Origin of the sequence: Nguyenibacter vanlangensis, from assembly GCF_013376155.1 — a bacterium.
In the GTDB taxonomy this organism is placed as follows: Bacteria; Pseudomonadota; Alphaproteobacteria; order Acetobacterales; family Acetobacteraceae; genus Gluconacetobacter; species Gluconacetobacter vanlangensis.
This window is the reverse complement of record NZ_JABXXP010000303.1, coordinates 1-3,490: the sequence shown is the minus strand read 5'-3', so window position 1 is coordinate 3,490 and position 3,490 is coordinate 1. Positions and strand designations below refer to the sequence as shown.

At 68.6% G+C, this 3,490-nt stretch carries 5 protein-coding genes; 3 read left to right on the top strand and 2 right to left on the bottom strand.

What is annotated here, in order from left to right; all coding sequences use genetic code 11:
* Positions 1 to 37: 37 nt before the first annotated feature.
* Entirely contained in the window at positions 38 to 1,021 is a 984-nt protein-coding gene (locus tag HUK84_RS12810; RefSeq protein WP_176640642.1) for an aldo/keto reductase, read from the bottom strand.
* A gap of 90 nt (positions 1,022 to 1,111) precedes the next feature.
* On the opposite strand from HUK84_RS12810, the gene HUK84_RS12805 reads away from it, so the two are divergent.
* Positions 1,112 to 1,264: a hypothetical protein gene (locus tag HUK84_RS12805; protein WP_176640641.1), complete on the top strand. Its 153-nt coding sequence runs from the start codon at positions 1,112 to 1,114 to the stop codon at positions 1,262 to 1,264.
* A gap of 135 nt (positions 1,265 to 1,399) precedes the next feature.
* Positions 1,400 to 2,314 (top strand): DUF2272 domain-containing protein, encoded by a 915-nt coding sequence (locus HUK84_RS12800; RefSeq protein WP_176640640.1) that lies wholly within the window; start codon positions 1,400 to 1,402, stop codon positions 2,312 to 2,314.
* 62 nt (positions 2,315 to 2,376) lie between these two features.
* Here the strand turns inward: HUK84_RS12800 and HUK84_RS12795 are convergent, their stop codons facing one another.
* Positions 2,377 to 2,784, bottom strand: a complete 408-nt coding sequence (locus tag HUK84_RS12795; protein WP_176640639.1) for a rhodanese-like domain-containing protein — start codon at positions 2,782 to 2,784, stop codon at positions 2,377 to 2,379.
* Between the two features lie 79 nt (positions 2,785 to 2,863).
* Here HUK84_RS12795 and HUK84_RS12790 point away from each other — a divergent pair.
* Positions 2,864 to 3,490, top strand: a 627-nt coding sequence (locus HUK84_RS12790) for a pyridoxal-phosphate dependent enzyme (RefSeq protein WP_176640638.1), incomplete at its 3' end; no start/stop codon positions are given.

Here is a 3,490-nt window from a genome sequence, read left to right as displayed (position 1 = left end):
CGATCGCCGGCCGCGCCTTCCCGCATTCGGCCGGCGTTCAGCCGCCCGGCGGCGCCATGAATTCCGGCCCCACCGGGTCCGTGACATGGGTGGCCAGGATGCGGTCGATCTCGGCCTTGTCGTCGGCCGACAGATGCCAGCCGATCGCCTGATCGATTCCCGCGATCTGTTCGGGCTTGCGCGCGCCCCACAGCGCGATGGTCGGCCCCTGGTCGAGCACCCAGCGGACCGCCAGCGCCAGGACCGAACGGTCGAAACGCTGCCGCGCGAAATCCTGCAGCGCCGCGACGGCAGCCAGATACTGGGCGAAACGCGGGGCGCGGAATTTGGGGTCCACGCTGCGCAGGTCATCGGCGTCGAAGCTGGTGTCGGCCGACATCCGCCCGGACAGCAGGCCGCGGCACAGCGGCCCATAGGCCAGCACCGCCAGGCCGTGCGCAACCGACCAGGGCAGGATATCGGCCTCGATCGCGCGTTCGAACAGGTTATAGGGCGGCTGGACCGCGGCCAAGGGCGCAACGGCACGGAACTGTTCCATCTGCGCGACCGAGAAATTGCTGACGCCCAGCGCCAGGACCTTGCCCTCGCGATGCAGCCGTTCCAATTCGCGCGCAGTCTCGTCGACCGGCACCGCGGGATCGGGCCAGTGGACCTGGTACAGGTCGATGCGGTCGGTGCGCAGCCGGCGCAGCGAATCCTCGATTTCCTGGCGGATGCGCGCAGGGGCGGCATTGCGGAAGGGCTTGCCGTCCTTCCAGTCCAGCCCGGCCTTGGTGGCGATCGCCACCGCGTCGCGCCGCCCGGCCAGGGCCTGGCCCACAATTTCCTCGGAATGGCCGAAACCATAGACCGGGGCGGTATCGATCAGATTGATGCCCAGATCCAGGGCCGCGTGGATCGTGGCGATGGCCTGCCGATCGTCGGGGCCGCCCCACATCCAGCCGCCGATCGCCCAGGTTCCCAGCGCGATTCGCGAAACGGGAACGGGAATGCCTGCAATGGCTAGGGTTTCCATCGGCATGGTTCTCTCCTTCGTATAGTAATGCCCTGTCGTCCCCATCAAGGACCGGGACGGCGCTCCGGCCCGGCAACGCAGCGCCGGACGGATGCGATGGGCAGCAAGCAAAAAAAAGACCGGGGCGAGACCACCCCGGCCAAGTCTTTCCCTCGTATGCAAGTGACGGATAACCCGTCGCCCCCACTCGACGCCGATATCGCCGGAGGCTCAATAAAAAACGGTTTTAGTTATGTGCCGTTTTCGTGAAGCGGCCCGCCTTCCGCCCGGTTTCCGGTGAACGACACCCTTCCCCCGCCGGGCCGCGCGCCCTATGGGTAGGGTGCCGGCCCGTCCGCTCGCGGTGCCCGGCCCGCTGAACGGGGCACGCCGAATGGAGAGACAATGCCGCGCAAGACCGTCGTGATGGCGCCCCTGCTGTTGCTGGGCGCCTGCGCCAGCCAGCATCTTCCGTCCGCCCATCCGGCCAGCACGCCGACAGCCCAATATCCCAACGGCCAGGGCCCGCTGGCGGTGGACGAGCATGTTCCGGAATTCGCCACCCGCAATTTCGAGCCCTTCACCCGGCAGGACGTGGTGGCGATCGCCATGCGGGAATGGCGGCTGTTCGGCCGGCCGGTGGATGACGACGACCCCGAACAGCGGCCCGACCCGCAGACCCCGTCGGTCAAGCCCGAGCGCATGCCCGGCCTGTGGCAGCGCGTGGGCGAATATTGGTGGATCGGCCAGGACCCCGGGGAAACCGAGGTCGCCTGGACGGGCAAGCACTCTGCCGGCGGCCACATCACCGATTTCGTCCATGACGGATTCTATGCCTGGTCGGCGGCCTTCATCTCCTACGTCATGCGGGTGGCGGGGGCGAATGACCGCTTCGCCTATTCGCCCAACCATTCGACCTATATCAACGCCGCGGCGGCAGGGACGGAAAGCGGGGTGCGGGCACGCGACCCGGCGGCCTATGCCCCGGCGCTGGGCGATCTGATCTGTGTCGGGCGCGGCGCCAGCAAATCGGTGCGCTTCGCCGACCTGCCGACCCAGTACGGGTTTCCGGCCCATTGCGGCATCGTGGTCGCGACCGACCAGAACGGCCCGCCCTTCGGCCGCCAGATCAGCATCATCGGCGGCAATGTCGACGACGCGGTCACCCTGACGCACGTGCCGGTGGGGCCGGACGGCAGGCTGGCGGACGCAACCGGCCACAGCTACGACCCGCGCTATCCGTGGTGCGCCGTGCTGCAGGTGCTCTATGACGCGGATGCCGAACCGCCGGACCTGGTGGACCCGCCGAAGCACGGCTGAACGGCGCGCCTGACCGCGCAACCTGACCGGGGAGCCTAATCGCGGCCCGCTCCCGGTCCCGTCTATCCCTGGCGCCAGGGCAGGCCCTCGGCCTTCCAGCCGGCCACGCCGCCGCGATGGCCCAGCGCATCATGCGGCCCCTCGAATCCGTCGGCCACGTTGAAGACATGGGCGAATCCCGCCATGCGGGCCGCCATGGCCGCGGACCGGCTGCGCGCGCCCGACCGGCAGATGAAATAGATCTCGTCGTCCTCGGTCAGTCCGGCCTGCCGCAACTGCTCGACGAATCGGGGATTGGGCTGACCGCCCAGATACTGCCACGACAGCGGCAGGACCTGCTTGTCGATGCCAGCCAGGTCGGGCAGGCCCACGAACATCCATTCAGCCTCGGTGCGGACATCGACCAGCCGGGCGCGCCCGCGCTCCTTCAGGGCCGTCCAGCTATCGGCCGGCGTTACGTCCTCGATCATCTTGTTTCCCATCGCAAGAATGCACATTGTGCGCCGGAGCGCGCGAATCCCGCCTCAGTTGCAGAGAAGGTGCTGCCTTATGGCCGAAAGTGCAAACCCGTCCTCCGTCGGCTGGACCACGTCCTCGCCCACCATGACCGCGGCGATCGGCCATACGCCGCTGATCCGGCTGCGGCGTGCGTCGGACCTGACGGGATGCGAGATCCTGGGCAAGGCGGAGTTCATGAATCCCGGCGGCTCGGTCAAGGACCGCGCCGCGCTGGCGATCATCGACGATGCCGAGCGGCGCGGCCTATTGAAGCCGGGCGGCACGGTGGTGGAAGGCACGGCGGGCAATACCGGCATCGGCCTGACCCTGGTGGCCAATGCGCGCGGCTATCGCTCGGTCATCGTGATGCCCGAGACGCAGAGCCAGGAGAAGATCGATTTCCTGCGCATGATCGGCGCCGATCTGCGCCTGGTCCCCGCCAAGCCCTATCGCGATCCGGGCAACTACGTCCATGTCTCGCGCCGCCTGGCCGAGGAGACCGGCGGCGTGTGGGCCAACCAGTTCGACAACGTCGCCAACCGCGAGGGGCATCGCGCCACCACCGGGCGCGAGATCTGGACCCAGACGGACGGGCATATCGACGCCTTCACCTGCTCCTGCGGCACCGGGGGCACGCTGGCCGGCGTGGCGCTGGGCCTGGCCGATTGCGCCGCGGCC

Bases quoted from the DNA above. Each gene is read 5' to 3' on its own strand.
- HUK84_RS12800 (WP_176640640.1), top strand. From the start codon at position 1,400: ATGCCGCGCAAGACCGTCGTGATGGCGCCCCTGCTGTTGCTGGGCGCC.
- HUK84_RS12805 (WP_176640641.1), top strand. From the start codon at position 1,112: ATGGGCAGCAAGCAAAAAAAAGACCGGGGCGAGACCACCCCGGCCAAG.
- HUK84_RS12795 (WP_176640639.1), bottom strand. From the start codon at position 2,784: ATGATCGAGGACGTAACGCCGGCCGATAGCTGGACGGCCCTGAAGGAG.
- HUK84_RS12810 (WP_176640642.1), bottom strand. From the start codon at position 1,021: ATGCCGATGGAAACCCTAGCCATTGCAGGCATTCCCGTTCCCGTTTCG.